Source organism: Paenibacillus sp. FSL R7-0312, assembly GCF_038004445.1.
Taxonomy (GTDB): Bacteria; Bacillota; Bacilli; order Paenibacillales; family Paenibacillaceae; genus Paenibacillus_AQ.
In genome coordinates this window covers 2,295,400-2,320,882 of sequence record NZ_JBBORE010000001.1, presented here as the reverse complement: position 1 = coordinate 2,320,882, position 25,483 = coordinate 2,295,400, and the positions used below count along the sequence as shown (strand labels likewise).

Here is a 25,483-nt window from a genome sequence, read left to right as displayed (position 1 = left end):
CCCTGTCCGCCTTCAGCGCTTCTGCCCGGCCTTCCGCCTGCCCGGGAGAACTACAAACAGCAGATAACACAAAGCCGGTGACGGGAAACCGGTAAGGCCCCAAATTCCCCAGAACCAGGCCATTCTGCCCTTCCCTCTGCCCTGAGCATTACGGAACAGCCAAGTCCCCTGCAGCATCAGTACAGCAGCTATACAAAGCCACAGCCACAAAGGCGCCTTCTGCAATTCACTCACTCTTCAGCATCCTCCCGTCCCAGCCTGATCCGTGCTACTCCCAGACTGCCAAGTGCTGCCAGCGGAAATAGCGCCTGCAAGCCCCAAAACAGTGCCGGGGCAGAGTTTAGAATAGACAGCACTACGCTGAGCAGGAGTAGAGCCACCAGAGAGAATATCAGCAGTTCCTTGCGCTGCCGCTTCACTCGGCGGATTGCTTCTGCCGCAATAAGCTGCTCCAGCTCCGGCAAGGAGGGAGGCGCCACATCGTCGTAATGCTGATCCAGAATCTCCAGTTCTGCTGACAGCTTATTCAGCAGCTCTTCATCACTGTTAAACCTCATCCTCGTCCAGCTCCTTTCGCAGTTGATTCAATCCGGCTGCTACCCTTGATTTGGCCGTGCCGGAAGGGATCTGCAGCATCTGGCCGATTTCATCATAGCCGTATCCGTAATAATGCTTCAGCAGTACAGCCATTCTGTGGGCAGTAGACAGGCGGGATAAGGCATCAAGCACTTCACTCCACTCCATATTCCGGCTCTCAAACCTCCAGCGGATACTGCGGCTCCCCTGCTCCTCAGTCTGCTCCTTCTGCCACTTCAACTCACGCTTCCACCGCCGCTTGCGGTCGATGTAGAGCCGGCTGGCAATCGTTATCAGCCATGAAGAAAATGCAGAGGTTCCATTGTAACTCCCCATCTTCTCCAAGCATCTGACCATTGTATCCTGAGCCAGCTCTTCCGCAAGTGAAGGGTCCATTGTAGCTTTAATCAGATACTTGTACAGGAAGGGATAATGCTCCCGCAGCAGCATAGCTGTTGCCTTGGCATCCCCCTGCTGCGCCAGTCTGATCTTCTCCAGCGTCCCGTCGCCCATAGTCCCTCCTCTTTCTCTTCCTCACCTCTGTAATACGATTATGTATTGTAGATCGTTCATTCAGGGTCAGAATTATTCTGCAATTCCCACAGCCTGCGCCTCCATGGCTGGACGGCTCCCTTGCCTCTGGGGAAGCGCCAGAATAGAGAGATCTTATTATCCCCATTCTCTGCAGCATACTCTACGGAATTCTGCTCCGCCACACCTTCCCCGTCTAGTCTCAATTCCCCATAGTCCAGTTGGTGATGCATATCTTCCTTCATCTGCTTCCTCCCATGAAATTAAAGACATATAGACAAAAAAAAGAACGCAAACCGGGATTATTCCACAGTCTGCGTGCTTCGCGAGGTAAATGTTACATTTAATTAACATTATTGTAGCAACTCTGTATCTTTTTGTCCATGTCTAATTTCCCGAATTATGTCATAACCGGCATAAACACGTCGTTACATAGGAACGTATGGGTTATTTAGCTTCTCAAACCCGATAGAGGTGCGCGGACCATGTCCTGGAAATACCCTCACTTCTTCATCCAGCCGGTACAGCTTACCGCGGATCGAATCAAACAGATCACGTTCTCTGCCGCCGGGAAGATCGGTGCGTCCTACTCCCATTTTGAACAATACATCACCGGAGAACAGATCATTTCCGCACAGGAAGCTGACACTCCCCGGAGAGTGTCCAGGCGTATGCAGCACCCGGAAGGTTAAACCGAGCAGCTTCAGAATCTGGCCTTCCGCCAAATCGTATTCAGCCGGATCTGTACTGACCGGAGGAGATGATTCGGGCCACATCAGCGAGCCGTTCAGCTTGGGACTGCCCAGCCACTCACTCTCCAGAGCATGTATATACACTGGGGATTTCTTGGCCTTACGGACCTCATCCAGTCCGGCAATATGATCAAAGTGGGCGTGAGTCAGCAGGATAGCCTCTATTTCCATACCTTCAGCAGCACGGAGAAGGGCAGCCGGATTGGCACCGGGATCAATAATCACACCTTTGGCAGGGTCGGCTCCTGTCAGCAGATAAGCGTTCGTCTGAAGTGGTCCAAGATTATAAGACCTTATATTAAGCATCGGCATTAGAATCCGGAGATCAGACTGCGCAGCTCTTTGGCAATAACCGCGTGTGATTCCGTTCCTTCTCCGTAGGCTTGGCCCATGGCTTTGCGCACTTCGGTGATTTTGCCCTCATAATCCGCAGCCTCGCGGTCCGGGTTCTCCTGTTTGAACTCTCTCATCAGTGACTGTACATGCTCCGGACGCGGTCCCCAATGGCCCAGCACATAGCCGCCGGTATCGGCAAAAATCACGATTGGAACCGAACGTCCACCCATGGTCAGGAAGTTATCCATAACATCCTGATTCTCTTCCAGAATCAGCACTTCAGTCTTAATGCCTGCCGTCTCCAGGATGCGGAACACCACAGGGACATTACGAACCACATCTCCGCACCAGTCAGCAGCCAGAATCAGTACCCGCAGATCATCCCGGTGATTCAGGCTCTCGAAATATTCCCGGTCACTCTCATCTGCCCAGGCAAACTTCTCATACCAGGATTCAAAAGCCTGCTGGTTCTTCGTCATGCCTTCCACGAACTGGCGGGGCGTCAATCCCTGACCAAATTTAGAAGCAACATTCTGTTTCATACTGCACTACCCTTCTTCTTGGATTTGTACCACTTGAACAGGAAATACAGAACAATAACCGCAAGTGCGGCAAGAATGATTTCATGCGTATACTTAGCTGCGACTTCATCAATAGTCTGCCATTTATCGCCGAGAGTATATCCGAGATATACAAACAGTGCACTCCATGGAATAACAGCCAGCGTGGTCAGCATAGTGAACTTACCCAGCGGCATGCGCGAAATACCAGCGGGAACAGAGATCGCATGACGGACAACCGGGATAAAACGGGCGGTGAAGATTACGCCGGTCCCGTATTTCTGGAACCATTCTTCAGAATGGTCAATATGCTTCTTTTTGATAAAAATATACTTGCCGTACTTCTCCAGCACCGGTCTGCCGCCATAACGGCCGATCCAATACACAAAAATCTGGGCGACTACCCCGCCAATTGTACCAAACAAAACCGCGCCAAAAAAATTAATATCTCCCTGCGAGACCAGATAGCCGCCAAAAGCCAATACAATCTCACTTGGTATGACTTCAATCATCAGGCCAATCATTATTCCGAAGTAACCCAAACTCTGAATCCATTCAAATAATTGCGAAATCAGTTCAGATATAAAATGCAACTGCAGCTCTCCTTCCGTGTGTTGCGTAATCAGCCTGGCATTCTGCAGGCAGAATCCTAAGCCTCGTCCGCTCTATGTATCCAGCTTCTCTTAGCCTATTCTAGCATATGCGGGCTTACGACTTCTACTTATGGAAAATGGACATTCGGTTCTCTGCTATAGAAAAGCAGGTATTCCAGCATTGACAAAGTGTGGAATAAAGATCTATTATGCATTTAGATAATTACCTAAATATTGAAAGGGGGCTGCGGAGTTGAATGAATCCTTCAAGGCGCTGGCCGATCCGACCCGGAGGCAGATTCTCCGCCTGCTGCGGGAAAAGGATAGGACGGCCGGGGAAATTGCCGATTTTTTCAATATGTCCAAACCCAGCATCTCCCATCATCTAAATGCATTGAAGCATGCGGGACTGGTGCAGGACGAACGGAAAGGCCAGTTTATTCTCTATTCGCTGGACTCCACCGTGCTCGAAGAGGTGCTGGGCTGGTTCCTGGAATTGACGGGTACGGGTAAGGCCGGTACGGAGAGTAAAGCAGTTGCGGATGAACCGGCTGAAGATTCGTTAGGCTTAAAAGGCGCAGGTTCAAAGGGGACCAGGGGACGGGAGCGATATTTTGACACGGAGGGTGAATCAAGATGAAGGATTTCCAATGGAAATGGCAGGACACACTGATTGTAATTCTGGGATTGTTCTCGCTCGGCTATGCACTGTTGAATTACGGCAAGCTGCCGGATCAGCTTCCTGCCCAGTTCAGCATTACAGGCAAGGTTAACACTTACTGGAGCAAGGGCTCCCTCATTGCTTTTTTCTCCTTCATGGGACTGATCTTCCCAATAGCCATGCAGTTTATGCGTACAATTGATCCCAAAAGAGAGAACTACACTAAGTTTCAAAGCGCTTATAAAATGATCCGCCTGGCAGTGGGCATCATATGCGATGCTGCACTTGTGCTGTCGGTCACACAAGGTCTGGATGAGCAATTTGCCGCCGGGAAGTGGGCTACTGTGAGTATTGGGCTGCTGTTTATAGTGATTGGAAACTTCATGCCGCAGATCAGGGATAATTATTTCACGGGTGTCCGAACACCCTGGACGCTGGCTAACCCTGCGGTGTGGCGGAAGACCCACCGTCTGTCCGGAATGATGTGGGTGATTGGCGGACTGCTGATTGCACTGGGGGCTTTTATGCCAAAAGTGCTGTCGGTCAGCATGATCATCACTGCCCTGGTTATCGCCATTATCGTGCCTTATGTGTATTCGTGGCTGATCTCGCGGAAGATCAAGGTCTGAAGCTGGCCGCCGCACTGCACCGAGATTCGGAAGAACGCTACTGGAGATGCACATCTAATGAATTCAGCCGACTGAGTGCCTGCTTAGTGCTTCAGTGTTCAGCCGGTCACTAACTTCTTCGGCTCATCCTGTATGGCTAGCGCCTGCAGAGCTCTCAGCCGAAGGTAAACCCCTTCGGCTTGTTCATTGATCCCGAAGCCGCGGTCATTATGCCGCCGGCCTGCGCTATGCTCCCTGCCGGCAAGCAGGCTGTATTGCCGCAGCAGTTCCAGTCCGGCAGCTGCGCTGTCTGCAGCCCTCTGCCTGTTCCCTTCCGCCAATCCGCGTTCGGCCATTTTAAGCATCCCTTCAATCGCCGCCAGTCTTTTGGCGGCGTTAAATATGTCGGCCTTCAGGCTGCGGCGGACCCAGTACAAGGCCTCTCCCGGATCGCGGCCTTGCAGATAACGCTCTGCAAGTTCCCAGTGCAGAGCAGCATCTCCGGGGGAGAATTGCATACTGCTCTGCAGCAGGTCCATTCCCTGCTCCTCTGGAAGCAGCCGTGATAATGCGGCCGCCGTCTGCGGCTCTCTTGGATTCCACGCCAGCGATTGCCGCAGCAGCACAGTTTGTGCGGCAGGATCAGTGCTTGTACGGGCAGCCTGCTTATACAAAGCAGCCCCCCTCATCGCCTGATAGGATAGGATGCTTAGCATGAAGGTCAAGGCGCAGAGAACAGCGATTCCTGCATACGGCCATGATCGACGCAGCCGTGTAAGGATGGCGGTACCCTCCGCAACTGGCCGAGCTATGGTTTCTGTAAGAGCCCATGCAGGCAGCAGCAGGAGCAGCATCCATATCAATCCGTAGCTCCAGTCAAAATCAACTGCGCTATGCAGGATGATGACAAGCAGAGGCGGAAGCAGCCTAGGTGACGCCTTGAAGACGAGCCAGCCTGCGGCCAGCAGCAGCAGGAGGACAGCAGCCAGACCGGCTGTCCCCAGATTGAGCAGGATGTCGAGATAACCGCTGTGCACCTGGCTGCCTACATAGGGGCGGGACTGGGCGGCGAGGTACGAATGCCGCCAGGTCTCGCCCCCGCGCCCCAGCCAGGGCGCCTCTGCCGCGAGCTTCCAGGCATCGCGGTAGAAGAGTCCGCGCGCGGCGGCCGTCGGGGACGGCCCCGTGATCCGCGCGCGTACCTGCAGCAGGACGGCGCTGGCGGCCGCCGTCCAGGCCACCGCCGCCAGCGCCAGCATGGCGGCGCGGTGCCAGCCCGCCGCGCGGCGCTGCGGCGGTGCAGCCATAGGCCGGCCAGCAGCGCGCCGGCCCAGAGCCCGGCCAGCAGCAGCAGGCCGGGCAAGGGCTCTGCCGCCAGCCCGGTACGGGCCAGCTGGCGGTACAGGAGCGCCGCGGCGGCCACAGGCGCGGCGCCGGCAAGCAGAAGCAGCGCGGACAGCTGCCGCTTCCAGAGCAGGGCTGCGGCGCCGGCGGAGGCCGCAGCCAGCCATGCGCCGCGCGACTCGCTGAGCAGCAGCGCGGCGGCGTACGGGAACAACGGCAGCAGGCGCGCCGCTGTCCGCCGTAGCTCTGCGGACCAGCCCAGTGCACGGCCCACTCTGCCAGCTATAGCGGTCTCACCCGCTCTGCTTCCCGCTCCACCCTCCGCTTCACCGCTGGCTATGTTCTCCTGCTCCGCTCTGCTTACCGCTCCACCCCCCCCTTCACCACTAGCTATGTTCTCCTGCTCCGCTCTGCTTACCGCTCCACCCTCCGCTTCACCGCTGGCTATGTTCTCCTGCTCAGCCCGGTTTACTGCTCCACGGGATGCTTCCACCTCTCCCTCTGCGCAGTCTTCTCCACTCACGGTTCCCGAAGGACCGGTCAGCCTGAAGCCATAAGCAGCAGCAAATAGCCGCTCCAGCAGAAACACAGCCATCACCGCGCCAAAGGCATTCGGATACTGAAGCAGTCCGGCCAGCCGGGCACCGGTAGCACTGACCTCAGGTGACTGGCTGTAGGCTACCGCGTAAGGAACCGGCAGGCCACCGCATACCGCCAATAAGGCAGACAGGCTGATCACGAGACCCAGCAGATGCCAGACCGCTGCAAGAAGAGTTCCTCCCCGGCGGTTTCCCGCCACAAGTACAGCGAAGAGAGCAAAACTGGTGTAAAATGCCCAGCGCAGCAATTCATTCAATGTTCCCTGCGAGGATAGGGGGCCACGGAATGCATGAATAGCGTAAAGAATACAGATAACAATGCAGCAGCCCGGCAACAACCATACAATCGCCCTCAACCTCGTAACTCTACTCATACTGCTATCCAACATACGGCCACTCCCGGACACTGCCTCAACTGCTGCCTGCGTTATCTCGGCCTTCCCGGCATGATCTGTCACCAACCGTCCACTCCCGGCTAACCTCTCAGCTTCAGCTATATCTCCCTTTACGACACCTCCAGGTAGCGCCCGCAGGGTCTCCACCTTACCCGCCAGATCCCCCTTCAGCTTTAGCCGCTTTGCCCTGCCGGAGGCGGCATACAGGACAAGTCCTCCTAGGGTTAGAACTCCGCACAACACAAACCATACGGTCAGGAAGAGATACATTTCCTTGGCAAAAAAGAATCCTCTCAGCACACAGGCCGCTCCGCCCGCTGCTATCAACGCCAAACTGCAAGCCAGAGTGACCGCCATTCCTCTGTACTGCTGAAACCGATTTATCCGCATTTCTAAATCCCCTATTCCTATTGTTGCTTACAGTCTTCCCATATCTATAGCAATGCATAAGAAAGTCGCTATATGAACCACACTTAAGTCTAAGATTGGGGAAATAAACGCTTAAGAGCTGGTGGTCAAGCGGGATTATTCGAAATGTTGTAAGTATTACAACTTTGATTCAGGTATAGCCGGGAGTTTGTACAACAATTCCCGATTAGAGGCGGCATAATGAAAGAATTGTTGTATTTGATGCAAGATTCTAATTCAGGGCATCACAGATGGCCCTACAAAAGTACGAAAACAGCACTAAAATAGCACTAACAATACGAATTCACTACAGATGCGCTACAGCAGCATCACAGTACCACAGTTAGCACTACATCAGCGTCTACAGCAGCACCACAGCTGCACTCCATTAACACCACAGCAGCACCTTAATAGCGGCCGAAGCTTCCAATAGCAATCCCAAGTGGAAACGGCTTTGCTGTCTTTTGAACGGTAACGGTTCAGCGAGAAATAGAAGGATAAGTTATCAAGTGCAACTTATAATTTCTTATATTTGCACAAAAACAGCCGCCCCCCGCAGGAAGCAGCCGTTCTGTCACACTTTGAACTATTAAGCTGATTAATTAAGCTCCGCATTTCCCACGGGCAGCAGATCAGAGCAGACGCGCTCCAGATAAGGCTTGGCACCGAGAAAATCGCGGAACGCGGTGTACTCGCGCCATTTGGCGGCGTTGTCGCCGCTGTCGCTCCGCACGGCACGGATTAGAATGTTCTTCGGTGTATGCTCCATGTCGATGAATTCCAGCAGCTGGCTGCGGTAACCCATCAGATCGAGCAGCTTGGCCCGGATTGCATCCGTGGCCAGTGCCGAGAAGCGTTCCTTCAGGATTCCGTGTGACAGCAGCGGACTCAGCACATCGCTCTGCACCTGGGCGAACAGCTCATGCTGGCAGCAAGGCACCGAGAGGATGACCGATGCGCCCCAGCGTACTGCCTTCTCGAGAGCGGCATCTGTCGCTGTATCACAGGCATGCAGGGTAACAACCATATCCACCTGGTCCAGTTCATTATAGTCAGCGATATCACCGACCAGGAACCGGAGGCGGTCGTAGCCCAGCTTGGCAGCGAGGGCACCACAGTGCGCAATGACATCCGCCTTCAGATCAAGACCGACTATTTTCAGCTCCCGCTGCTCACGGACGGCCAGATAGTGGTACAACGCAAAGGTCAAATAGGATTTGCCGCAGCCAAAATCAACAATCGTCAGCGGACGGCCTGCCGGAAGATCACTGAGCACATCCTGGACCATCTCCAGGAACCGGTTGATCTGGCGGAACTTATCATATTTCTTAGCCAGCACTTTGCCTTCGCTGTTCATGATGCCAAGCTCCACGAGAAACGGCACCGGTTCTCCTTCGTCCAGAACATATTGCTTCCGGCGGTTATGCGCCAGGTCCGGTGCCTCCTGTTTGCTGGCAGACTTGGTCAGAATGGACACCTTGTATTTTTTGCTGATCAGCACCTGGTAGTCGGCACTGGCGGTACAGAGCAGGCCTTGGCGGAAGGTCTCTCTCAGCAGAGTCAGCATTTCTTCAGCGGCATCCTCTGCCGGAATATTGCGGTGTTCGACCTTGGGGCCGATATAGTAGGCGAACTGATAGTGCAGCTTGCCCTTTAATTCAACAGGTTTGATCTGCACTTTGCTGTAGGTGACCCCACCCTTGCTGCGCAGCTGGCTTAGCGTAGCCATAATCAGCGTACGGCCGGTAATCACTTGATCGATCAATGCTTTCAAAGATTCCACTGGGTACATCTCACTTTCGAATTTATAAATGGAGCACGCTGTCTCCTGAATATCGTTATATTATAGCATTAACCGTAAGCTTGCTCCATTCTTCCCCGCCTTGCTGCACTTCCTCCAGAGGAAGCCCCCCCTGGGCCAACAGCTCCGGACTTAACAGCAGCAGCCGTCCGTACAGCTCCCTGCCCTCCGCCGCAACATCCTCCCCTTGCTCCCATAGCCGGTACAGGCTGTTCTCCGCTTTGGCGTAATGTCCCAGGGATTCCTGGTAGGCCATCAGCAGCCGCTCTGTTTTGGCCGGAAGGCGGTAAGGCTCTACTTCCTCTAATAGCTCCTTGATATCGCCCGTCATGTTTAGCAGCTCACGGTCGGCACCATGCAGATCCGCATACAAAAACAGATGCAAGGACCGCATCTCCCTGAAGAGGGCTTGATCCTGATCCCCTTTTGCCGCGTAAATACCGCCTTCCTCCTTCAGCAGCCGGGCTACCCCTTGCAGCTTATCGGACTCCAGCACACCGCCGAGACGAAACATATCAATAATGTCCTCTACGGACAGCGAATTGAGCAGACGGGAATTTATGCGGAAATGCCGCATGAGCAGCTCGTCCACTTCCCACAGGGCTTCTGTTGTTTTTTTATCCTGCTTCAAGGTCATTACCTTGGCAACCATTGCCGTCATATCCTCGATCATGCGTACGATATAATCTCTCCGGAACATGCTTGCTCACCCTTTCGCCTTTGAAATCATCTTAAACCATTCCACCCGCCTGCGCCACCTGGCATAACCCCTGTCCTTCAGCCAACACTTGTTATCACTGCTACTGATTGTTCTTGACATAAAACTGGGGCTCAAATACAATACAAACAACTAATCTGGAATCCAGATCATACTGTTACACAGATCGATTATAGGAGGAAACGTGATGTCACAACCCGCCGACCCCGGGCAAAGCCCGCCGGAAGCAGCTGCTTCAAGCTATTCTCAACTGGAAGAAAACGTGCAGCCTTTGAAGGTCACCCCGGAACAGGATAAGCTGCTGGAAAGCGCCTTGCGGATTAAGATCATGCATACGCTGGCGGGGGAACCCCTCACGTCCAAGCAGGTTGCAAGGAAGCTGAACAAGACACCGGGGAACATCCACTACCACATCGTCAAGCTCTATGAGGGCGGGCTTCTGGAGCTTGTCCGCACCGAAGTGGCGGGAGGTATCATCCAGAAATTCTACCGCTCCAAGGGGACGATGTTCCGCTCGGAACAGCTTAGCGGCTTCCACTTCCGCAAAGAAGACCAGGTGGAGCATTTCATCACCAGACTTACCCTCTCTCCTCCGGAGCTTGCGAAATTCCATCAGGAGATGCTGAAGCTGATCACTGCCTGGGAATCTAAGGTTACTGCCGGCGACGAGTATGGTGTTGAAATCGTGATGGGCCGCCTGCAGTCTGCAGAGCCTGTTCCGGAGCCGAATACAGATGCGGAGGTACAGGAGTAGATGAATACCGCCGCTCCTTCCGGACAGGAAAGGCGCAATCCGCTGCAGGGTTTCGCTGCTCCTTTTGTCCGTTCACGCGCCTTTCCCTATCTGTGGCTGGGACATTTAATTTCATTCCTCGGCAGCTCGGTGACGATGGTCATCCTGCCCGTCCTCGTCTATTCACTGACCGGATCAACCACCACGATGGGTCTGGTCATGGCTGCTTACATGCTGCCGAATGTGATCATGCTTCCGGTATCCGGACATATCGTGGACCGTTACGACCGTGTGCGGATTATGATGCTGGCGGATATTGCCCGCTTTGCCGTGATGATGATCACGGCAGTCTTGGCCCTGACCGGAATACTCAGTATCCCGCTGCTCTATATCCTGGTAGCCTTCTATGGTCTGCTCGATGGTCTATTCCAGCCTGCCTATGCTGCAGTCCGGGCCACAGTATTCACTCCGGACATACGCGTGGCTGCGAATTCTCTGACCCAAATCACTACCCAGTCCGTACGCCTGATCGGCCCCGCACTGGGCGGTCTGCTGATCACTCACCTGTCCGCAGGTGTCGGCTTCGGACTGGATGCATTCACTTATCTGATCTCCCTAGTATGCCTTGTCTACCTGCGCAGGGTGCTGATTGTCAAATTGCAGCCCGGACCCGCCGCAGATTCCGCGGCCTCTGTTCTGCCGGATACTGAAGCCCCGGATACTCCTAACTGGAAAGAGGATTTCATCGAGGGAATCTCCGTTCTGCGCAGCCACCCTTGGCTGTGGATTACGATTCTGGCCTTCTGCTTCATCAACATCTGCTACGCGGGGATCAGCAGCGTCCTTCTTCCCTGGCTCTTCAAGGTCCATCACGGCTGGCCTCCTTATGTCTACGGGCTTGCCGTTACCTTCTCCGGAGTAGGCGCAATTATCGCCGGCTTGCTGTTCGGACTGCGGCCGAAATGGAAGAACCGCGGCATTATGGCTTATGGCGGTGCTATGCTGGGGGGTGTGGCTCTGCTGCTCATGCCGTTTGCGGGTACTCCGGCTGCAGCCATCGGTTTCTTTGCCCTTGAAGGCTTCGGGCTGATGATCTTCGGACTGATCTGGGAGATCAGCCTGCAGGAGCTGGTCCCGAAGGAAGCCTTCGGACGGGTAGCCAGTCTCGATTTATTCGGTTCCTTCGCCCTGCTGCCGGTCGGTTACATCTTTGTCGGCTGGCTGGCCGACCTGATTGGCGGGGTTCCGACCATAATTATTTTCTCTACTCTGGGACTGACCTGTGTCGCTCTCGTGCTCAGTGTTCCGGCTATCCGTAAATTTCAATAAAAGCCGCTGCGCGGCCAATACAAAGAGGCAGCACTCCGCCATCCGGCGGGTGCTGCCTCTTTGTATGCTATAAGAATTACTTCTGCACAGGCGTGTGTACGAAATCCTTAATAATCTGCGACAAATGCTCCGGGGCCTCAAACATGCTCATATGGCCCACTCCTGATATTGTCACCTTGGTAATATTCGGATTGTCCGAGGTGAAGGTCCGTTCTGGAGTCACCTTCGAATCCTCCGCTCCGGCTACCAGCAGCACCGGCAGCGCGGTTGCCGAGATGACATCCCTGCGGTCTGGACGCTCACGCATGGCCATGGCTGCCCCTGCGGCACCTTGCGGAGGGGTCTTATAGCCTATCTCCTTGGCGCGTTCCAGAAGCTGCGGTGCTGCACCAGGAGCAAAGAGCCCAGGCACCAGTTGGTCTACAAAAGCAAAGATGCCTTCATTCTGGATAGTACTCACGCTTTTCAGCCGGTTCTCCCTCGCTTCCTCACTGTCCGGATAGCCGGAGGAATGAATCAATCCGAAGCCCTTCAGCCTGGAGGCATGGCGCTGGGCAAACGACAAAGTAATGTAGCCTCCCAGGGAATGTCCAAGCAAATAACACTCAGGAATCTCCAGGGCATTCAGCAGTGAAAGAACATCATCGGCCATCTGTTCGATCGTGTAGACTCCGAGCGGAGCATCTGAAGATCCGTGCCCGCGCAAATCAGGGGCAATGACCCGGTAATTGGCGATTAAGCCAGGAATCACCTTCTCAAAGTATTCCGAGCTCCCGCAGAATCCATGCAGCAGAACAATGACATCACCTTTACCTTGATCACTGTAACAAATGTTGCTTCCTTCGCATCGAACATTTTCCATGGCTGCTTCCTTCTTTCTATGTAGTATCCGGTTGAAGACCGCGGCTTGTCTTTATTATTAAGCTAGATCAGGTACCTTTGAAACGCTCTCAGCCCGTGAGCCCGAAACCCTGGGCGGCAGCACGGGCAATCTGGTCGGCCATAACGATTACCCGGTGAAGCGGTGTGGTCTGCAGCGTACGATAAGGCCGGGGACTGTTCACATCGACAATCGCTGCCAGACTGTAGTTTCCGACTGCGGGCAGCAGCAGTCCGACAGACTGTGCCGGACGAAGCGGCTCCGCAGCCGCAAAGTAATACCCTAGAGCAGCAGGCGGCCCCAGGCAGGCATCCACAGCGATAATAATCTGCCCTTCCGGAATCTCTGCTATCCGCTGGATCAGATTATCTGCATCGCAGGGTGCCGGCAGCGTACCGGTAACATGGGGGAACCCATATTCCAGCAGACGGCTGCCTGTCAGCGGCCCCAGAGCATCACCAGTGGAGCGGTCCGTTCCGATGCACAGAAAGGTCAGCTGCTCTGCCGGATGCAAGGCGGCGATCTCCCGGAAGAAAGAAGCCAGCCCGTCAGCATCCATTTTGCGGCGTTTCCTGCTCTCTTCTTCTCTGATTGCCAAAGACTTCTCTCCCCCTCTTTCTATTGCCTGCGAATTATTCCCTCTAATTTAACATGTTTTCTGTGATCCAGACAAAAAAATGGTCTTTCCCTATCCAAACATGATAAAATACTTGAACTGTGCAAGATGGACTTAAGAATGCAATGGAGCAGCATACCTTAAGTTCATTCTATATCACTTAGAGAGGACTGTTATACCCCATGGATTTATCGAAACCAAGCCAGGAAAATGTTGAGTATATGATCGAGGGTATCAAGAACAAGCTGAAAATGGCCAGCGCTGCGGCTATGCAGGCCTCGGCTTTTTCGGTGGAGCATTATGAGGATATTCAGGATATTTATGAGGTTGCCATGGGCAGCGACAGGCTCAGCATCTCACAGGTGGAGGCGATTGTCTCCGAACTTGGACGCTTACGCAAGAAATAAACCGGCCAGCCGGCATGATAAAAGCCCTTCTCTCCGACCCGTCCGTAGGAATGGACCGGGAAGCTGAAGGGCTTTTGTGCGTTGATGCTCGGTTTAGGAAGGTCTGCAACTGTCATTTACGGCAGATCAATTAGGATGAACTCTGCATCTCCGCCATTGCTTGTCCCTTTAATGGTCAGATCACAGCTCTTGCGGATACGCGCCGCATCTCCCTGCTGAAGCTGAAACACGCCGTCTGAGCAGCTAATCTCCAGATTCCCGGAAATCAGATAAATATGAGTGCGCCGCTCCTCTTGCTGCGGGTAATGCAGCTCCCGGTTCGTCTGCAGAAGGGACAAATAGACCGTAACATCCTCGCCCAGCTTAAGCGCTCCCTTGTCCGCTGATCCGGAAGCAACCGGAAGCAGGTTGTTCAGCTTAAGCTCGTCCGGAAAGAATCTCGCGTCCCACCTCGGCGTCATTCCCGGACGGTCCGGCAGCAGCCAGATTTGCAAGAAACGCACATTCGAGCTTAGGGACGGGTTCGTCTCCAAATGATTGATGCCTGTACCCGCGCTCATCATCTGTACACTGCCGGCCTGCAGATCCGCATGATTTCCAAGATCATCCTGATGCTTCAGGACTCCGGAAACTACATAAGTAATAATCTCCAGATCATGATGCGGATGCTCATGCATGCCTTGCTCCGGCTTCAATTCATTGTCGTTATGGGCCAGCAGTGCGCCAAAGTGGGCATTGCTGGGGTCATCGTAATCTCCAAATGAAAAGCTGAATTCACTGTGTATCCATTCTCTAGTCGAAGTATGACGCTCTGCTGATGTGACTACTTTAATCATAAACTTTGCACCTCCATAGATGTTGGAACCTTCTCCATATCTTAACCAGGGGATAAATGCTCCTTATATGAGATGTGTATAGGCACTGTGATTTAGTATCTCTTACCCCCTTCCTTTCTTCATCAATCAAGCGTTTGTAAAGCCGTAAATATAGCCGTTTATATATAGAAAAGATCCTCTATTGCCTGGATTCTTCCCTATACTCCGTCAATCTTTCCCATGCTCACCAACTGTTTCAGTATATACCCCTACGTTTATATACGAAGTAAGATACTTCAGGCTATCCTGAATTTGAATGACGGCAGGCAGCATAGCTGCCGGAGTTCAAATCATAATAATCTAATGAGGAGTGATTGGTGATGAACAAGGCAGAAACAGAATATCCAGTAGAAAGCGGCGGCACATTTTTCAAGGGAATTTTCATAGGTGGTCTGCTTGGGGCTGCGGCGGCACTGTTGTTCGCACCGAAACCGGGCCGTGAAATGCGCAGTGATTTGTCGGACAAGCTCTCGATTGCCACTGACAAAACCAAAGAGGTTGCCGGAGCCGTAACAGACAAGACCAAAACACTGGCAACTACAGTCAGCGAAAAAGCGACTGATCTGGCAGGTACAGTATCTGCTAAAGCCTCCGACATCTTCACAACGGTCAGCGACAGCAAACAACAAATTGCTGCTACATTGTCGGAAACAGGCAAGAAGATTGGTGAAACCGTAAGCGAAGCCTCGAAGGATGTGGCCGGTGATGTTAAAGACGCTTCCAAGGATGTCTCGAATGAAGCTAAAGATGCTTCCAAAGACATAGCTGATGAAGCTAAGGATGCTAAAGAGGAAGTTAAATCCTCTTACAAGTCCACTTATTAAAAAACGGCGATATACGGCCTATTTGAGGCAGTACAAGAGAGCAGCCAGCTCGCCGTAGCTGGCTGCTCTCTATTTATGCATGCCTTTTTTGGGCGTATAAGTCCACACTAAGCCCGAAATGAATTATACCCTCATACACTCAATAAAGCCTGTTCCAGGCTATAGAAAGCAGGTACGCCTTATGGGAGAAGCGGACAGCAGAACTAATGCTTATGAGGTTGATGAGCATCCCTTCGAGCTGCGGCATGAGGTCAAACGCTTGAATGCACGGCTCGACAAAATCGCAGATTCACTCGAAAAATCCGAATTCAAGGATATCCTGGAAAATTATACGGACCCCAAGAAGCGGATCATTACCAATCTGATGGCTGGCGTATCCAGAGGCCTGGGGCTTTCCCTTGGTACGTTCGTGATCCTCGGTTTACTGGGCTATATTCTTAGTTTGTTTCTTGATGTGCCAGTTATCGGGGAATATCTTGGAGAAATCAAAAAATATATTGATGCCAACAGCTAGATAGATCTCCCGCTCACCCCTCCTGCAGCCTACTCCCGCCAGAATAGACTGCAGGAGGGGTGTTGCACGTGGAACCGCGGGGAATTAATCCTGCCCATAGCAAAACAAGCCCTATCCCCGGCGGGGAAGGGCTTGTCCTGCTATTCAATATAATGGCATACCACTTAGCTTAATAAGAAGAATTAGCCATAATCTGCTTCAGCTTCTCGGTAGCACGCTTCTGTATGCGGGAAACACTCATCTGCGATACCCCGAGCTTCTGGGCGATGGCACGCTGTGACTGGCCATCCTGGAATGCCAGCAGCAGCACCTGCTGCTCCTGCTCCTTCAGCTGTCCCAGAGCCTGCTGGAGATCCATGCGTTTCTCCACAGTCTCATAGTCATTGGCGTCAGAGCTGATCAATTCGCCGAGTGTAGCACCCGTCTCTTCCTGTGAGAGCGGTGAATCGAGCGAGACATAATGATAACATTCCCTGCCGGCCAGTACTTCCACAGTTTCTTCCACAGTAAGATCCAGATAATGGGCAATTTCTTCCACCGCAGGGGAACGTTCCAATCGAATGGTAAGTTCATCAATGGCCTGCTGCACAAGTGCGCCTTTTTCTTTGATCCGTCTTGGAACCTGTATGTACCAGGATTTATCACGCAGGAAATTCTTCATATGTCCGATCATGCTTTTCATCGCATAGGGCTCAAAAGGTATACCCAGGCTAATATCATATTGCTGCAACAGCCGGATTAGCGCCATTTGTCCCACTTGATACAGATCTTCATAGAGATCTGGACGGTTACGGGCAATTTTGCCGGCTGCCATCTTCACCATAGGCTCGTATTTACGGATGAGCACTGTAGCTATTTCATTGTCTTTCGTCTGCTGGTATTCCCAGATCAGGCTTACTGCTTCATTCATGGACTCTGGGGGAGTCACTTTGTCGTTCATACTTTCTCCTCGCTGTAATTAAGCCGCTTAGTCAGGGTAACGACTGTCCCTTTCCCTGCTTCGCTGACGACGCTAACGTCATCCATAAGCGCCTGCATTAAATAAAATCCCAGTCCGCCCACCTGAACATCATTCAGCTCCTTGTCATGCAGCGTCATACGTTCATCAGACGAATCCAACCCGTCAAAGCTCTCCCCCTCATCTTTGACAGTAATGGACAAAGCACTTGATCCTACTTCAAAGATTACATCAACCAAACCGTCTTCCTGCCCGTAAGCATAAAGCACGGAGTTGTTACAGGCTTCCGAGACTGCTACCTTCATATCCTCAATATCTTCATAAGTGAAACCCATCTTAGAGGCAATGCCATATAAATTAAGTCTGACGATATCGACATATTCTGCACTGGCGGGTAACTGAAGAACTACTTTTTGCACGTCATCACTCATCCTTAGTTCGATCCTTTCCTAGTGGGAATTCTCTTGGGGGGCAAAAAACTTGGAAATGCCGGTCATATCAAACAACTTCTGTATTTGTGGAGGAACTTCCTCAACGGCAAATTTAACTTCCATTCCGTGTCTTGCTTTGAGAATCGACAACAAAATCCCGATGCCTGTGCTGTCAATATATCTCAAGTCCTTAAGATTAATCACGAGATCAAGCCCTGTATCTCCCACCAGCGGTTCCATGACCAGACGGAAATCAGGAGCTACAGACAAATCGAGCTCTCCAATCAGATAAACGGTGCATACTGTGCCTTCTGTTTCGGTTTTTGCGTGGAACTTTTCACTTTTATGTGTATTCATAGACAACTCTCCTGATAAATGTTTTCTTTACCAATAACCCTAATGGTACTCTGTTGAAACAACTATTGGGACTTAACGGCTGTGGTAATTACTGGATCTTGCATTAAAAAGTGAGGTGTTCCGCTGGGCAGCGGGGTTATCCTTGACAGAATACCTGGAAATAATCTGCTTGATGCTGCTAAGCTTGAGCGGTTTGCTGATATAGCCATCCATTCCGGCAGCGGTACACCGATTCTGGATGCCCTCCATGACATTCGCAGTCATGGCAATAATAATGGTCTTGTCCGGGGAACCGCCGCTGTCCTCGCGAATCCTGGAGGTCGCTGTAAGCCCGTCCATCACCGGCATCTGCAGATCCATGAATATAAAATCGTAAGCAGAGTTCCGGGCCATCTCTACAGCCTGGCTCCCATCCTCGGCAACCTCGGCATTATAGCCCAGCTTGTCCAGCATGCTTACCATCAGGCGTTGGTTGATCGGATGGTCATCCACGACAAGCACCTTGCTGCGCCAATGCCGGTCAACCACTTTCCCCGCACTCTGCTCCTCCTGGCAGTTGTCTGCCAGTTCATCCTCCGGGACAGCTACCTTTATCGTGAATACGAATGTAGCTCCCTTCTCTTCCATCGATTCCACACGGATATCTCCGCCCATCATCCCAACAAGCGACTTACAGATAGCGAGCCCCAGGCCCGTCCCTCCGTATTTGCGGGTCATGGATGAATCAAGCTGAGAGAAGGGCTGGAACAGCCGGTCACATTTCTCCGGTGAAATTCCAATGCCTGTATCTTTCACTGTAAATTCCACTACCAATTTATTATCCGCTGTAGGCACGCTGGACGCAACCAAATATACGCCGCCCTGGTTGGTAAACTTGACCGCATTGGCCACCAGATTAATTAATACCTGGCGCAAACGGGCCATATCCCCGTAAATAAGCTTGGGCAGCTTCTGATCGATGAAATAGGCCAGCTCCAGATTCTTTTTGCCTGCTTCCGCAGAAAATAAGCTGAACACCTCCTGGATGGTGGTTTGTAGCTCAAACAACTGCTCTTCCATTTCCATTTTGCCTGATTCCATCTTGGTGAAATCAAGGATATCGTTAATGACTGTAATCAGGGTATCTGCACTTTTGCGGATGATCTCCGTATATTCCTTCTGCTCAGGAGCAAGCTCCGTCTCCATCAGAAGATCGATCATACCCACTACCCCGTTCATTGGCGTACGGATCTCATGGCTCATCATCGCGAGGAATTCGGTCTTGGCATTAGCGGCAATCTCCGCCTCTTCCTTGGCTTTGACCAGCTCCCCGTTAATCCGCTCGAGTTCCTGCGTCTTCTGCTGCAGCAGCATAGACTGAAGCTGCTGCTTCTTGCTGGTCAGATACATGTTAACAAAGCCTTCGATCTTGGACTTGAGAATCTGTGGAATAAATGGTTTGACCATATAATCAATGGCACCGGCAGAATAACCCGCGAACAGATGCTCCGCCTCCTTGCTGTTGGCAGAGATAAAAATGATCGGAATATCCTTGGTTTTCTCTCTGGCTTTGATTAATTTGGCGGTTTCGATTCCGTCCATACCCGGCATCTGAACGTCCAGTACGATAACTGCAAATTCATATCTTAATAAGCACCGCAGTGCTTCTTCACCAGAATTGGCTTTGACAAGCTTGTAATGCTGACTCTCAAGCACTGCTTCCAGTGCCAGCAGATTCTCGGGACGGTCGTCAACCAGCAGTATATGAATCGGTTCCTGAACCCCCATAGGCCCTCCTTACCCGCTACTTATTCTTGCGGTATATTTTTTCCACCCTGTCCAAAGCTTCGTAGCTGTCACTGTATTTCGTGAAATGAATGGATTCCTTGGAACCAAGGACCAGGACTCCGAACCGGCTGAGACTTTCGTGGAATAAGCCATGAACATGATCGCGGAGCTCATCGTTGAAATAGATCATTACGTTGCGGCAGAAAATAACATTAAATTCATTAAATGAAGTATCTGTCGCCAGATTATGCTCGGCAAAAATAATATTCTTGCGCAAGTAAGGCTGCAGAATCACTGAATTATACTTCGCAGTGTAGTATTCCGAGAACGCGCGTGTACCGCCCGCCTCCAGATAATTCTTGGTATATTGCTTCATCTTCCCGATCTCATACACGCCTTCTTTGGCCTGCTGCAGGGAACGGGCGTTCATATCCGTTGCATAAATCCGCGCCTTGTCGTAAAGCCCTTCCTCATGCAGCATAATAGCCATGGAATATACCTCTTCGCCTGTGGAACAGCCGGCATGCCAGATCCGGATATACGGATAGGTCCGCAGCAGGGGGACCACCTTCTGCCGGAAGGTCAGGAAGAGTCCCGGATCGCGGAACATTTCCGTTACAGGGATCGAAAGACTGTATACAAACCGTTCAAAGCAGGCACGGTCATGCAGCACTTTCTCCTGCAGGGCGGATATGCTGGGCACATTCTCGGCATGGACATGATGCCAGATGCGCCGTTTCAATGAAGGCAGCGCATAATTCCTGAAGTCATATCCATATAGACGGTGTACCCCGCTAAGAAGCAGCTCAATTTCAATCTGTTCAAGCTCCTGTTTGCTCCCTGCCTGAATAGCCTGCTCCTCATATCCGCGTTCCATAGCTGTCATTGTTATCAATACTCCCTTGCCTAAGCCTTATTTACGGACTCGTTCCAAATGGTACTGTATAGCTATTACCCCGAAATCGCCCTTACGAATACAACCAGACACGCATTAATGAAAGAAGCTGATCTGTACTGATCGGTTTCTTCATATAATCGGAGGCTCCGGCCTCAATACACTTCGCCCGGTCCTCCTTCATCGCCTTGGCCGTAAGTGCAATAATCGGCAATTTCTGGTACTGCGGCATTTGCCGGATACGCCGCATCGCTTCGTAGCCGTCCATTTCCGGCATCATCATATCCATCAGCACCAGATCAAAATCCGTATGCTCCACCAGCATATCAATGGCCTCCCGCCCATTCTCGGCGAACTTCACTTCCATATGATATCCTTCAAGAACACTGGAGAGGGCAAAGACGTTTCGGATGTCATCATCGACGAGCAATATTTTTTTGCCGTCGAACAATTCTTCTTTATTGTGCAGCTTTTGCAGAATTTTACGCTTATCCTCCGGAAGATTAGCCTCTACCCGGTGCAGGAACAGCGTAGTTTCATCCAGCAGCCGTTCCGGCGAGCGGACATCCTTGATAATGATCGATTCCGCATATTTACGCAGCTGCGTCTCTTCTTTGCTGTCCAGATCTTTACCCGTATAAATAATGATCGGCAGATCATTCAACTCTTCATCATCCCGGATCTGATCCAGCAGCTCGAATCCGGTCATATCCTCCAGCATAAGATCGAGGACCATACAGTCATACCTCTGCTTGCGCAGCTCGCCCAGGGCTTCATGGCCGGTGGAAACCGCAGTAATGGCTACATCATCATGCCCGATAAGCTCCATGATGGACCGGCGCTGGATATCATCATCTTCTACAATGAGCAGATGCTTAAGCGTGCTGGCGGTGTAGTTCTCAATTTGCGAGAATGCCCGGTCCAGCGCTTCGCGAGAAGAAGGCTTTCTTAAGTAGGCCATCGCGCCCATCATGAGGCCCTGCTTAATCTCGTCGTTCACGGAGATCACGTGCACAGGAATATGCCGGGTCTGGGAAGCACCCTTGAGTTCCCTGAGTATTGACCAGCCGTCCATGACCGGCAGCTGGATATCGAGAATAATCGCGTCAGGCAGATAGGTCTTGGCCATCTGCAGGCCGGTATCTCCCTGAAGAGCCACCAGTCCCTTGAAGCCGCGGCCGCGGGCCATGCCGAGCAGTATTTTGGCAAAGCTCTCGTCATCTTCGATAATGAGCAGAACCTTGTCGCCGGCAGTAAGCGATTCGCGGTCGTCTTCAACAATAACCGGCACGAGGGGCGTAGGTGCCACATTGCCGGTTTCATTCCATGTACGTTCGTCCCGGTACTCTTCAAGCGTCGCCGCATCCCGTGCGGCGGCGGCTTCTGCCACTCCCGGCAGCAGGCTGTAATTCCCTTTGACCGGCAGATACAAGGTGAAGATGCTTCCTTGTCCTTCGCGCGATTCCAGTCCAATTGCCCCGCCCATCAGACGGGCAAGCTCGCGGCTGATCGACAGCCCGAGACCTGTGCCCCCATACTTGCGGCTAGTTGTCCCGTCGACCTGCTGGAAGGCCTCAAAGACTATATCCATCTTGTCGGACGGGATGCCGATTCCGCTGTCCTTGACAGACATTGCAATGTATTCATATTCATGCGGCAGATAGGAAGGCAGCTGCTTGGTATCCGCCCGGCTGACAGAGAACTCCACATGTCCTTCACTGGTGAATTTGAACGCATTAGACAAGAGATTGCGGAGCACCTGCTTCAGTCTGTGGCTGTCCGTGAACACATGGTCCGGCAGTGGCTCCTCGAAGGATAAGCGCAGCGACAGCCCCTTCTGACTGGCCAGCGGCGCAAAGTTCTGCTTCACGAAGATCTTTAGCTCTGTAAGCGGAATCTCTTCGTAATTAAGCTCCATTTTGCCGGCATCCACCTTGGACAGATCGAGAATCTCATCTATCATCTTGAGCAGGTCCGCACCTGACATATAGATGGTATGGGCGAATTCCACCTGCTTGTCGCTCAGATTCCCTTCTTTATTCTCCGTAAGAAGCTGGGACAGGATTAACAGGCTGTTCAGCGGCGTCCGCAGCTCATGAGACATATTCGCCAGGAACTCGGATTTGTATTTGCTGGTCACCGCAAGCTGCATCGCCTGCTTCTCAAGCTGGACGCGGGCATGCTCAATCTCATCCTTCTTCTCTTCAACCTCCTGCACCTGCTCCTGCAGAGCACTGGTCTTGGCGAGCAGCTCCGTATTATAATGCTCCAGTTCTCCCTGCTGCCGCTGCAGCAGCTCCTCGGAACGCTTCAGCGCATCCGTCTGTTCCTCCAGATTCTCGTTGGAACGGCGGAGTTCTTCCTGCTGGGTCTGCAGTTCCTCTGACTGGCATTGCAGCTCTTCGGTAAGCGCCTGCGATTCCCGCAGCAGCTCTTCAACGTCAAGCCTGCGGCTGATATTATTCAGAATGATGCCCAGATTATTCGAAAGCTGATGAAGCAGCTCATTCTGCAGCACCGAGAAAGGAGTAAAGGAAGCGAATTCCACTACCCCCATTAGCTCATCTTCAAATAAAAGCGGATGAATAGAAATGTAACTCGGATGTGATTCCCCGAATCCGGAGGAGACGGAAATATAGTTATCCGGCGCCTCTGTCAGATTGATCGGCAGCTTGTCCAAGGCGCTTTGTCCGACCAGCCCCTGACCGATTTCGAAGCTCTCCTTCGGTGTGACGCCTTCCTCACCGGCATAGAAAGCGCTGCTGACCAGCAGGTTCGGATTGTTCTGATCCTTCAAATATACAGCACCGTACTGGGCTCCCAGCACAGGCGTGAACTCACTGATAAAGGTCTGTGACACCTGTTCCAGTGAGCTGACGCCACGCAGCAGCTCCGTTACCCGGGCTATGTTCGCGTTCAGCCAAGCCTGGTCACTCTGCGCCTGGGCATAGGACTTTTCAAGCTGCTGCTTCTGCTCAATATCCTCAGCCATCTCCTGGAACACGCGGGCTACATCACCAATCTCATCTTTGGATTTGACCTTGATCCGCCGGATCGCCCGCATCTTGCCGTTGCCGAAGCTGGTAATCATCATGGATACTACACTTAGACCGCGCGTAATACTCGGGATGACCCATAGGATCACCCCGAGCCCCAGCAGCAGTCCCACAATCATAATCAGGGTCACTATCTGAATCGAACGTTCGGATGCCTCCTTGGCTATGGCGGTCTCATCAGTCATCCGGAAGGCATTATAATCGGAAAGTGCATTCAGACTGTTCAGTACCTCGTTCTGGATATCTTGTCCTTCTGCATTACGGTAAGTATTAGCATTCTGGAAGTAGCCGGCAGTCAGCATCTCCAGCACTTTACTCTGATAATTCTTATACGCAGAATAAGAAGCCTCAATCTGCGATAACAGCTGCAATTCTTCTGTGGTATTCATGGAGTCCTGCATATTCTTCAGATGCTCCTCAGCTTTGAGCACCTTGCTGTTAATTTCCGCCTTCTGGGCATCCACAGAAAGTGTGTCCGCGTTAAGCATCGAGGTGGTTAAGATCCGCGCCATATCATTCACTTCACCGCGAAGCCCTGAAGAGGAGCGGCCTTTGCTGTACCTCTCCTGGAAGCTGTCAAGCTGTCCGCTCATATAATGAAGCCGGTCATACCCGATCATGGTAAGAGCCAGCATAATGGCCAGCATGGCACTGAAGCCGATTAGCAGTTTTGCCTTTATTTTCATTCCCTATCTTTTCCTTTCTTCAGCGAAATCCATACCAGACACTTATCGTCATCGCGTTCCTGATTCACAGGCTCATTCAGGAAAGCAGTGCGCATAACCTCTTCCTGCCAGTCGTGGCCTGCATTCAAATGCCCGACCATGAATTCGAGCTGCTCGGCCTGCTCTCCCTGGGCCATCTCCAGCAAGCCGTCTGTAAACAGCACCAGATGGCCTTCTTCCTCATAGCTGAGGCTCTGCGGCTGGATATCAATCCGGTCAAACAGCCCGACCGGGTGGCAGTTGCTCTCCAGCAGAACGGGAGTTTTAGCCTCTCCTTCGAAGAGCAGCGCCGGCGGGTGCCCGGCATTCACATAATCAATCCGCTTCATCCGTGTATCAATAACGAGATAAATTGCCGTGAAGTAATACTGGACCAGCTGCTTCTCAATGTAGAGCTGATTGAAGCGTCTGTTAAGTTCTTGAATAACCTTCTCCGGCTCAACATAGGTAGTCACGGTATCCTTCAATACCGAGGCCAGGAACATACAGAACAGCGATGAAGAGATCCCGTGTCCCATCATATCCAGCAGAATGACAGCATAACGCCCGTCACCCAGCGGATACCAGGCGTATAAATCACCGGCCAGCTCAAAGGACGGCTGAAAAATGGCATGCACCTCAAACGTTTCATCGGTAAGCGGCAAGCTGAGTACTGCATTCTGCACTAAAGCAGCAAGCTTCAACTCATCCTGGATGCGCTGATCCCGCTCCTTATGCCAATCTTTCTCGCGTTTCAGCCGCAGGGCCAGACGGATGCGGGCCATCAGCTCTACCTTATTAATCGGTTTCGTAACATAATCTACGGCACCTGCATCCAGTGCTTCTGCAAGCTTCTTGGAATCTCCCACAGCGGTGACCATAATAATGGGAATGTCCTTCAGATGCTCATATTGCTGAACCACACGGCAGGCCTCAATCCCGTCCATCTCCGGCATCATCATATCCAGCAGTATCAAATCCACATCCGACTGCTTAGGTTGCTTCTCATCCGCGCCAGAACCCACGCCAAGCAGCTTCAACATATCTTTAGCGGACGAAGCCGTTATAAAATTCCGGTAATCTTCTTTTTTCAGGATTTCACGGATAATGATTACATTGGTCGGATTATCATCTACAATTAAAATTCTCAAGCTTCCTCACCTCACACGAATAGTATTAGGACCGTAAATCCTGTAATTCTATCACTCTATCATACGATATTTGAACAGCCTGTTTCCATATAGCAAGATATTGG

26 protein-coding genes and 1 pseudogene are annotated in these 25,483 nt (G+C 52.0%); 7 read left to right on the top strand and 20 right to left on the bottom strand.

Going from position 1 to position 25,483, the window contains the following annotated elements; all coding sequences use genetic code 11:
* Positions 1-12 precede the first annotated feature (12 nt).
* From MKX70_RS10170 to MKX70_RS10140, 7 genes are all read right to left on the bottom strand, one after another.
* The gene (locus MKX70_RS10170; protein WP_039303111.1) at positions 13-234 is read right to left on the bottom strand and encodes a hypothetical protein; all 222 of its coding nucleotides are present in this window, start codon (positions 232-234) and stop codon (positions 13-15) included.
* Entirely contained in the window at positions 231-557 is a 327-nt protein-coding gene (locus MKX70_RS10165; RefSeq protein WP_042239699.1) for a YxlC family protein, read from the bottom strand. The genes MKX70_RS10170 and MKX70_RS10165 overlap by 4 nt, the downstream gene beginning before the upstream one ends.
* On the bottom strand, positions 547-1,089 hold the full coding sequence (gene sigY / locus MKX70_RS10160) for an RNA polymerase sigma factor SigY (RefSeq protein WP_042239700.1): 543 nt from the start codon (positions 1,087-1,089) through the stop codon (positions 547-549). Before sigY ends, MKX70_RS10165 begins: the two co-directional genes overlap by 11 nt.
* A 56-nt stretch (positions 1,090-1,145) precedes the next feature.
* Positions 1,146-1,352: a hypothetical protein gene (locus tag MKX70_RS10155; protein WP_042239701.1), complete on the bottom strand. Its 207-nt coding sequence runs from the start codon at positions 1,350-1,352 to the stop codon at positions 1,146-1,148.
* A 183-nt stretch (positions 1,353-1,535) separates the two neighbouring features.
* Entirely contained in the window at positions 1,536-2,165 is a 630-nt protein-coding gene (locus MKX70_RS10150) for an MBL fold metallo-hydrolase (protein ID WP_042243516.1), read from the bottom strand.
* Positions 2,166-2,170: 5 nt separating this feature from the next.
* A complete protein-coding gene (locus MKX70_RS10145) occupies positions 2,171-2,737 on the bottom strand; it encodes a thioredoxin family protein (protein ID WP_039303121.1) in 567 nt (188 codons plus the stop codon).
* Entirely contained in the window at positions 2,734-3,348 is a 615-nt protein-coding gene (locus MKX70_RS10140; RefSeq protein ID WP_042239702.1) for a DedA family protein, read from the bottom strand. Before MKX70_RS10140 ends, MKX70_RS10145 begins: the two co-directional genes overlap by 4 nt.
* A gap of 253 nt (positions 3,349-3,601) precedes the next feature.
* Here MKX70_RS10140 and MKX70_RS10135 point away from each other — a divergent pair.
* Together MKX70_RS10135 and MKX70_RS10130 are read left to right on the top strand one after the other, a co-directional pair.
* Positions 3,602-3,868: pseudogene (locus tag MKX70_RS10135) on the top strand (autorepressor SdpR family transcription factor); the annotation flags it as partial.
* Between the two features lie 116 nt (positions 3,869-3,984).
* Entirely contained in the window at positions 3,985-4,638 is a 654-nt protein-coding gene (locus tag MKX70_RS10130) for an SdpI family protein (RefSeq protein WP_042239703.1), read from the top strand.
* Positions 4,639-4,736: 98 nt separating this feature from the next.
* On the opposite strand, the gene MKX70_RS10125 is transcribed toward MKX70_RS10130, so the two are convergent.
* From MKX70_RS10125 to MKX70_RS10115, 3 genes are all read right to left on the bottom strand, one after another.
* Positions 4,737-5,858: an O-antigen ligase family protein gene (locus tag MKX70_RS10125; RefSeq protein WP_340839985.1), complete on the bottom strand. Its 1,122-nt coding sequence runs from the start codon at positions 5,856-5,858 to the stop codon at positions 4,737-4,739.
* A gap of 2,103 nt (positions 5,859-7,961) precedes the next feature.
* A complete protein-coding gene (locus MKX70_RS10120) occupies positions 7,962-9,155 on the bottom strand; it encodes a class I SAM-dependent methyltransferase (protein WP_340839984.1) in 1,194 nt (397 codons plus the stop codon).
* A 46-nt stretch (positions 9,156-9,201) separates the two neighbouring features.
* Entirely contained in the window at positions 9,202-9,864 is a 663-nt protein-coding gene (locus MKX70_RS10115) for a DUF6483 family protein (protein ID WP_042239709.1), read from the bottom strand.
* A gap of 205 nt (positions 9,865-10,069) precedes the next feature.
* Between MKX70_RS10115 and MKX70_RS10110 the strand changes: the two genes are divergently transcribed.
* A complete protein-coding gene (locus tag MKX70_RS10110; protein WP_340782331.1) occupies positions 10,070-10,636 on the top strand; it encodes an ArsR/SmtB family transcription factor in 567 nt (188 codons plus the stop codon).
* Positions 10,637-11,944, top strand: coding sequence for an MFS transporter (locus MKX70_RS10105; protein ID WP_052416743.1), 1,308 nt, complete (start codon positions 10,637-10,639; stop codon positions 11,942-11,944). It begins immediately after the preceding gene.
* Positions 11,945-12,020: 76 nt separating this feature from the next.
* Here the strand turns inward: MKX70_RS10105 and MKX70_RS10100 are convergent, their stop codons facing one another.
* Entirely contained in the window at positions 12,021-12,806 is a 786-nt protein-coding gene (locus MKX70_RS10100) for an alpha/beta fold hydrolase (protein ID WP_340839983.1), read from the bottom strand.
* 88 nt (positions 12,807-12,894) lie between these two features.
* Positions 12,895-13,422 carry a spore protease YyaC gene (gene yyaC / locus MKX70_RS10095; RefSeq protein ID WP_039309245.1) on the bottom strand — a complete coding sequence of 176 codons (528 nt, stop codon included), beginning with the start codon at positions 13,420-13,422 and terminating at the stop codon, positions 12,895-12,897.
* Positions 13,423-13,622: 200 nt separating this feature from the next.
* Here yyaC and MKX70_RS10090 point away from each other — a divergent pair, with 200 nt between their 5' ends.
* A complete protein-coding gene (locus MKX70_RS10090) occupies positions 13,623-13,847 on the top strand; it encodes a DUF1128 domain-containing protein (RefSeq protein WP_042239711.1) in 225 nt (74 codons plus the stop codon).
* Between the two features lie 116 nt (positions 13,848-13,963).
* On the opposite strand, the gene MKX70_RS10085 is transcribed toward MKX70_RS10090, so the two are convergent.
* Positions 13,964-14,683: a pirin family protein gene (locus MKX70_RS10085; protein ID WP_340839982.1), complete on the bottom strand. Its 720-nt coding sequence runs from the start codon at positions 14,681-14,683 to the stop codon at positions 13,964-13,966.
* A 359-nt stretch (positions 14,684-15,042) separates the two neighbouring features.
* On the opposite strand from MKX70_RS10085, the gene MKX70_RS10080 reads away from it, so the two are divergent.
* Together MKX70_RS10080 and MKX70_RS10075 are read left to right on the top strand one after the other, a co-directional pair.
* Positions 15,043-15,546 (top strand): YtxH domain-containing protein, encoded by a 504-nt coding sequence (locus MKX70_RS10080; protein ID WP_340782321.1) that lies wholly within the window; start codon positions 15,043-15,045, stop codon positions 15,544-15,546.
* Positions 15,547-15,727: 181 nt separating this feature from the next.
* Positions 15,728-16,060 (top strand): DUF5665 domain-containing protein, encoded by a 333-nt coding sequence (locus tag MKX70_RS10075; RefSeq protein WP_042239714.1) that lies wholly within the window; start codon positions 15,728-15,730, stop codon positions 16,058-16,060.
* 169 nt (positions 16,061-16,229) lie between these two features.
* On the opposite strand, the gene MKX70_RS10070 is transcribed toward MKX70_RS10075, so the two are convergent.
* The 7 genes from MKX70_RS10070 to MKX70_RS10040 form a co-directional block, all read right to left on the bottom strand.
* Positions 16,230-17,000, bottom strand: coding sequence for a sigma-70 family RNA polymerase sigma factor (locus MKX70_RS10070; RefSeq protein ID WP_039309251.1), 771 nt, complete (start codon positions 16,998-17,000; stop codon positions 16,230-16,232).
* Positions 16,997-17,449 (bottom strand): anti-sigma B factor RsbW, encoded by a 453-nt coding sequence (rsbW, locus tag MKX70_RS10065; protein ID WP_042239715.1) that lies wholly within the window; start codon positions 17,447-17,449, stop codon positions 16,997-16,999. Before rsbW ends, MKX70_RS10070 begins: the two co-directional genes overlap by 4 nt.
* 18 nt (positions 17,450-17,467) lie before the next feature.
* On the bottom strand, positions 17,468-17,806 hold the full coding sequence (locus MKX70_RS10060) for an STAS domain-containing protein (RefSeq protein WP_039309255.1): 339 nt from the start codon (positions 17,804-17,806) through the stop codon (positions 17,468-17,470).
* Between the two features lie 72 nt (positions 17,807-17,878).
* Complete coding sequence (locus tag MKX70_RS10055) at positions 17,879-19,573, bottom strand: response regulator (protein WP_042239716.1); 1,695 nt, start codon at positions 19,571-19,573, stop codon at positions 17,879-17,881.
* Positions 19,574-19,589: 16 nt separating this feature from the next.
* Positions 19,590-20,459, bottom strand: a complete 870-nt coding sequence (locus tag MKX70_RS10050; RefSeq protein ID WP_039309260.1) for a CheR family methyltransferase — start codon at positions 20,457-20,459, stop codon at positions 19,590-19,592.
* Between the two features lie 82 nt (positions 20,460-20,541).
* Positions 20,542-24,210: a response regulator gene (locus MKX70_RS10045; protein WP_042239717.1), complete on the bottom strand. Its 3,669-nt coding sequence runs from the start codon at positions 24,208-24,210 to the stop codon at positions 20,542-20,544.
* Positions 24,207-25,379, bottom strand: coding sequence for a SpoIIE family protein phosphatase (locus MKX70_RS10040; RefSeq protein WP_042239718.1), 1,173 nt, complete (start codon positions 25,377-25,379; stop codon positions 24,207-24,209). Before MKX70_RS10040 ends, MKX70_RS10045 begins: the two co-directional genes overlap by 4 nt.
* Positions 25,380-25,483 lie beyond the last annotated feature (104 nt).

Bases quoted from the DNA above. Each gene is read 5' to 3' on its own strand.
- MKX70_RS10155 (WP_042239701.1), bottom strand. From the start codon at position 1,352: ATGAAGGAAGATATGCATCACCAACTGGACTATGGGGAATTGAGACTA.
- MKX70_RS10070 (WP_039309251.1), bottom strand. From the start codon at position 17,000: ATGAACGACAAAGTGACTCCCCCAGAGTCCATGAATGAAGCAGTAAGC.
- MKX70_RS10145 (WP_039303121.1), bottom strand. From the start codon at position 2,737: ATGAAACAGAATGTTGCTTCTAAATTTGGTCAGGGATTGACGCCCCGC.
- MKX70_RS10055 (WP_042239716.1), bottom strand. From the start codon at position 19,573: ATGGGGGTTCAGGAACCGATTCATATACTGCTGGTTGACGACCGTCCC.
- rsbW (WP_042239715.1), bottom strand. From the start codon at position 17,449: ATGAGTGATGACGTGCAAAAAGTAGTTCTTCAGTTACCCGCCAGTGCA.
- MKX70_RS10045 (WP_042239717.1), bottom strand. From the start codon at position 24,210: ATGAAAATAAAGGCAAAACTGCTAATCGGCTTCAGTGCCATGCTGGCC.
- MKX70_RS10085 (WP_340839982.1), bottom strand. From the start codon at position 14,683: ATGATTAAAGTAGTCACATCAGCAGAGCGTCATACTTCGACTAGAGAA.
- MKX70_RS10075 (WP_042239714.1), top strand. From the start codon at position 15,728: ATGGGAGAAGCGGACAGCAGAACTAATGCTTATGAGGTTGATGAGCAT.
- MKX70_RS10105 (WP_052416743.1), top strand. From the start codon at position 10,637: ATGAATACCGCCGCTCCTTCCGGACAGGAAAGGCGCAATCCGCTGCAG.
- MKX70_RS10110 (WP_340782331.1), top strand. From the start codon at position 10,070: ATGTCACAACCCGCCGACCCCGGGCAAAGCCCGCCGGAAGCAGCTGCT.
- MKX70_RS10115 (WP_042239709.1), bottom strand. From the start codon at position 9,864: ATGTTCCGGAGAGATTATATCGTACGCATGATCGAGGATATGACGGCA.
- MKX70_RS10130 (WP_042239703.1), top strand. From the start codon at position 3,985: ATGAAGGATTTCCAATGGAAATGGCAGGACACACTGATTGTAATTCTG.
- MKX70_RS10150 (WP_042243516.1), bottom strand. From the start codon at position 2,165: ATGCTTAATATAAGGTCTTATAATCTTGGACCACTTCAGACGAACGCT.
- MKX70_RS10060 (WP_039309255.1), bottom strand. From the start codon at position 17,806: ATGAATACACATAAAAGTGAAAAGTTCCACGCAAAAACCGAAACAGAA.
- MKX70_RS10050 (WP_039309260.1), bottom strand. From the start codon at position 20,459: ATGACAGCTATGGAACGCGGATATGAGGAGCAGGCTATTCAGGCAGGG.
- MKX70_RS10120 (WP_340839984.1), bottom strand. From the start codon at position 9,155: ATGTACCCAGTGGAATCTTTGAAAGCATTGATCGATCAAGTGATTACC.
- sigY (WP_042239700.1), bottom strand. From the start codon at position 1,089: ATGGGCGACGGGACGCTGGAGAAGATCAGACTGGCGCAGCAGGGGGAT.
- MKX70_RS10080 (WP_340782321.1), top strand. From the start codon at position 15,043: ATGAACAAGGCAGAAACAGAATATCCAGTAGAAAGCGGCGGCACATTT.
- MKX70_RS10100 (WP_340839983.1), bottom strand. From the start codon at position 12,806: ATGGAAAATGTTCGATGCGAAGGAAGCAACATTTGTTACAGTGATCAA.
- MKX70_RS10090 (WP_042239711.1), top strand. From the start codon at position 13,623: ATGGATTTATCGAAACCAAGCCAGGAAAATGTTGAGTATATGATCGAG.
- MKX70_RS10165 (WP_042239699.1), bottom strand. From the start codon at position 557: ATGAGGTTTAACAGTGATGAAGAGCTGCTGAATAAGCTGTCAGCAGAA.